Genomic DNA, 4,420 nt, shown 5'->3' on the forward strand with positions numbered 1-4,420 from the left:
GTCGACCTCGACACGACGCGACTTGGCCAGGACGGCAGCCGCGGACGAGGACCACTTCCGGTACGCCTCGTCGAGGGAATCTGTGAGCTGTGACATGTGGGGCAGGACACCTCCGTGAACCACTGTGTGTACGCGTACATGACCTTAGCCGATCGCTCGGTCGGTGTTTCGTTAGTGGTCCGATCAGAGCAGTAGTGTTGCCGGGGTGCGACGATCTGACCCGAAGGCGATACGGACCGCTGTCATCGGCGGGCTGGCCGCACTGGCGGTCATCGCGTGTGCCTACCTGGTGCCGCTGCCACCCATCGGCAGCGTGCGCGACTGGGGCGACGGTCTGGGGCCCTGGTTTCCGTGGGTGTTCTTCACTGTGTCGGCGATCGTCACAGTCGCACCCATCCCGAGGTCGACGTTCACGATCATGTCGGGGGTGTTCTTCGGGCCGATTGTCGGATTCGCCGGCGCGATGATCGCGTCCACCGCCGCGGCAGTCATCGCATTCGTACTCGTGCGCCGGGTCGGACGGGAGAAGGTCCGTCCGTACCTGCGTAAACCGATCGTGCGGACCATCGAGTACCGGCTCGAACAACGCGGCTGGCTGGCCATCGGGTCGCTGCGGCTCATCGCCGCCTGCCCGTTCTCGGTCACCAACTACTGCGCGGGTCTGTCGTCGGTGCGGCCCGTTCCGTACGTGGCGGCCACCGTCCTGGGCATGGCACCGGGGACCGCGGCGGTGGTGTTCCTCGGCGACGCGCTGACCGGTGAACGCGACCCTCTCCTGCTCGGGCTGACCGTGCTGTTCTTCGCCACCGGGATCGCGGGACTGGTGGTCGACTCGATGCTGCCGGTCGGTACTTCACGGCCGGACGCCGCGGACTCAGCCACCGCCGATCCGGCTCGAACCGACACTGACTGACGCCGAACCTCGATCTACCAGCGCGATCTACCAGCGCGGCGGGTCCTGCCGACCAGGGCCGGGGGTGCCCGGAGGCTGCGGAGGGTAGCCCTGCCGGGGAAGCACCTGATAGGGCGACGATTCCTGGGCCTGTTCGGGATACCTCGGCTGTGGTTGACCCGGTACGGGCTGACTGGGGATCGGCTGGCTCGGGGGTCCCTGTCGAGGCGATGACTGCTCAGCCGGCGCCTGGTGCTGGGGTGCCGGCGGCTGGGTGAATCCCGACTGCACGTTCCACGGCTGTGACGTGGGGCGTTGTACGGGCGGCGGGACCTCGTGCAGCACGGTCTTGTCCTGCGTCCCATCGCCGGCCTGCTGGTCATGCTGCGGCGGTGACAGTTGTTCGACGGGTCGACGCGGCGGCTCGTCGACGGCCTTACGCCGATCTCGTGCTGGTACCCGGCGCTCGGCCGGTCCATCGTCGACAGGGGTCCGGGCGACCGCTTCGGCCTCCGCCACAGCTGCGGCCACCTCCGGGTCGCGCGCGAGCGTGAACCAGTCCTCGATATCCGATTCGTCGACCTCGGCGACAGGTTCGTCGGTGGACTGGTAGCGGAAGACGCCGTCATCATCCTTCTGGGCGAAGGACCGGGCGAAACCCTGTAGCGCCGAACCGAAGTCGGACGGCACCACCCACACCTTGCTGCCTTGGCCCTTGGCCATCTCCGGGAGTTGCTGCAGGTACTGGTACGCGAGCACCTCCGGTGTCGGCTTGCTGGACCGGATCGCGGCGAACGTTTTCTCGATGGCCTTCGCCTGCCCCTGCGCGTTCAGATACGACGCGGCGCGATCACCCTGGGCCCGCAGGATCCGCGACTGCCGGTCGGCTTCGGCTTCGAGGATCGCGGCCTGCTTGGCGCCTTCGGCGGCCAGGATCTGGCTCTGCTTGTTACCCTCGGCGGTCTTGATCGCCGACTCCCGTTGACCCTCGGCCCACAGGATGGTGGCGCGCTTCTCACGGTCGGCCTTCATCTGCTTCTCCATCGACTCCTGGATCGACGGCGGCGGCATGATGGACTTGAGCTCGACGCGGGCCACGCGCAGTCCCCAGCGGCCGGTGGCCTCATCGAGAACACCGCGCAGCTGTCCGTTGATGGAGTCGCGGGAGGTCAGCGTCTCTTCCAGCGTCATGCCGCCGACGACGTTGCGCAGCGTTGTGGTGGCAAGTTGTTCGACGCCGATGATGTAGTCGTTGATCTCGTACACCGCGGCCCGCGGGTTGGTGACCTGGAAGTAGACGACGGTGTCGATCGACAGCGTCAGGTTGTCCTCGGTGATCACCGGTTGCGGCGGAAACGACACCACCCGTTCACGAATATCGACGCGGGCGCGGATGGTGTCGATGAACGGCACCAGCAGAGTCAGCTGCCCTGACACGGTACGGGTGTAGCGGCCGAGTCGTTCGATGACCGCAGCCTCCGCCTGCGGGATCAGCGCGACTGACTTGGCCACCACCGTGGCCGCGAGCAGCACGAAAAATCCCAGCACCGCGAGTCCGACGATTTCCATTCCTCGTTCACCCTCTCCATACGATTGCCACCGCACCGTCGATCTGCACCACGGTCACCTGCTCGCCCGGCGCGATCCGCGTACCCGGTTCCAGAGTGCGGGCGGACCAGATCTCGCCGGCCAGCTTCACCCGGCCGTCCCGGTCATCCACCGCCTCGGTGACGATGGCGCTGGTGCCTTCGAGTGCTTCGGTATTGCTCAGATAGCGCGGTCTGCTGAGCAGGTGCCGCTTGGCGACCGGCCGCACCACCAACAGGAGCAGTAGTGAGACGACCGCGAACACGATGCCGTCGACCCAGATCGGGGTGTCAAATACGGCATTGACCCCGGCGGCGGCCAGCGCTCCACCGGCCAGCATCAGTAGCATCAGGTCGCCGATCAGCATCTCTGCGATGGCCAACAACACCGCGGCCCCCAGCCACAGCAGTGCGCTCATGCAGGCCAGTCTGCCAGATCACAGCACCACTGCGAACGCCCGATGCGGATACGTGACATGGCAACCCGGGGAGTCAGCCTTCGACGGCGGTGACAAAGTCGATCAGTTCCTCCACCGACCGCAGGATCGGGACCTCCAGGTCCCGGAAGTCCTTCACCCCGGCCAGCACGCGGCGCCAGCCGTCCTGTGGTGTACCCCAGCCGAGTTCGCGACAGATCCCGGTCTTCCAGTCGGTGCCGCGCGGGATCGTCGGCCACTCCCGGATTCGCACGGATGCCGGCTTCACGGCCTGCCACACGTCGATGTAGGGGTGCCCGCACACCAGCACGTTCTCGCCGACAGATTCGGTGAGCCGGGCCTCCTTGGAGCCGGCGACGAGGTGATCGACGAGAACTCCGGCACGCCGATGCGGACCGGGCTCGAAGTCGGCGAGGGCGTCGTCGAGGTTGTCGAGACCGTCGAGACTTTCCACAACGACGCCTTCGACACGCAGGTCGTCGCCCCACACCCGTTCGAGCAGAGTCGCGTCGTGCACGCCTTCGACGAAGATGCGGCTGGCACGCGCGGTACGGGCGCGCTGTTTGGGCACCGCCCGTGACCCGGACGCGGTGCGCGCCGGCGCGGCGCCCGTGGACGCCTGCCCGTACCCGGCGCGCTGAACCTTGGGCTTGACCAGCGTGACCGGTTTGCCGTCGATGAGGAACGCGGCGGGCAACATCAGGAACACTCGTGTTTGCCCCCGGCGGTCCTCCAGACGAACCAGGTCCCCGGCGTAGCTCTTCTCATAGCCGACGACGGCACCGCAGAAGCCGGTGGCCGCATCCTCGACCACCAGGTCGAGTTCGGCAGCCACCTCAGGAACGCGAGGTTTAGTGCGGCGCGGCTGCGCCAGGACGTCTCGGCCGTAGCGATCACTCACCCCGACACCCTAGGACGTATCGCGGTCACGACCGACATCCCACGCCGCGCACCGGGGTCCGCGAATCTTCCGCCCTGCCCACACATCCGGCGGCCGGTATTGTCGATGGTCTATGACCAGTATCGATCGTCTGCTCACCCCGTCGTGGCCCACGTGCGCCGTCGGGGCGTGGGCGGCCGCCTGGATCGCCGGCCGCTGCTCCCCCGACGACGTCATCGACATGTTCGGCGGCGACGGCTACGTCATCGACGACCGCACCGGACGGCTCGACGGCACCACCGCGACGGCCCTGCTCCCGGTGATCCGTGCTGCACGCACGCTCAGTGTGCGTCTGCCCGGGCCGGGCGATCCGCAGGGATTGCCGCCCGCACCGGCGACGACCGCCGCGTTCGAGGCCGGTGAGGTCCTGTTGATCGACGGCCCGGTCTCGACATTGGCGCTGGTCCCTCGCGAGCACGACGGCATGATCGCTTGGATGGTCCACGAGTACACCGACACGCTTCCCACCCCGCCGTCGGACTCGGCAGCCGAACTCGAATACGAACTGCGCCAAGCGGTTTCCGAATCGGCCCGGCTGCTGTCGACCGCGGGTCCGAGGCTTCGA

The 4,420-nt window shown here is 67.5% G+C and carries 3 protein-coding genes and 2 pseudogenes; 2 read left to right on the forward strand and 3 right to left on the reverse strand.

From position 1 onward, the window contains the following. Positions 1 to 205 precede the first annotated feature (205 nt). Complete coding sequence (locus KDB67_RS13270) at positions 206 to 913, forward strand: TVP38/TMEM64 family protein (protein ID WP_291016362.1); 708 nt, start codon at positions 206 to 208, stop codon at positions 911 to 913. Positions 914 to 1,375: 462 nt separating this feature from the next. Here KDB67_RS13270 and KDB67_RS13275 read toward each other — a convergent pair. The 3 genes and pseudogenes from KDB67_RS13275 to KDB67_RS13285 all read right to left on the reverse strand — a co-directional run. Then, a pseudogene (locus KDB67_RS13275) lies at positions 1,376 to 2,461 on the reverse strand (SPFH domain-containing protein); the annotation flags it as partial. A 7-nt stretch (positions 2,462 to 2,468) separates the two neighbouring features. Beyond that, positions 2,469 to 2,897 (reverse strand): NfeD family protein, encoded by a 429-nt coding sequence (locus KDB67_RS13280; protein ID WP_291016364.1) that lies wholly within the window; start codon positions 2,895 to 2,897, stop codon positions 2,469 to 2,471. A gap of 73 nt (positions 2,898 to 2,970) precedes the next feature. After that, on the reverse strand, positions 2,971 to 3,816 hold the full coding sequence (locus tag KDB67_RS13285; protein ID WP_291016366.1) for a DUF3097 domain-containing protein: 846 nt from the start codon (positions 3,814 to 3,816) through the stop codon (positions 2,971 to 2,973). 112 nt (positions 3,817 to 3,928) lie between these two features. On the opposite strand from KDB67_RS13285, the pseudogene KDB67_RS13290 reads away from it, so the two are divergent. Beyond that, a pseudogene (locus KDB67_RS13290) lies at positions 3,929 to 4,420 on the forward strand (hypothetical protein); the annotation flags it as partial.

Origin of the sequence: Gordonia sp. (in: high G+C Gram-positive bacteria), assembly GCF_020438995.1 — a bacterium.
Lineage (GTDB): Bacteria > Actinomycetota > Actinomycetes > Mycobacteriales > Mycobacteriaceae > Gordonia.

Coding starts and splice junctions, on each gene's coding strand:
- KDB67_RS13280 (WP_291016364.1), bottom strand. CDS start 2,897: ATGAGCGCACTGCTGTGGCTGGGGGCCGCGGTGTTGTTGGCCATCGCA.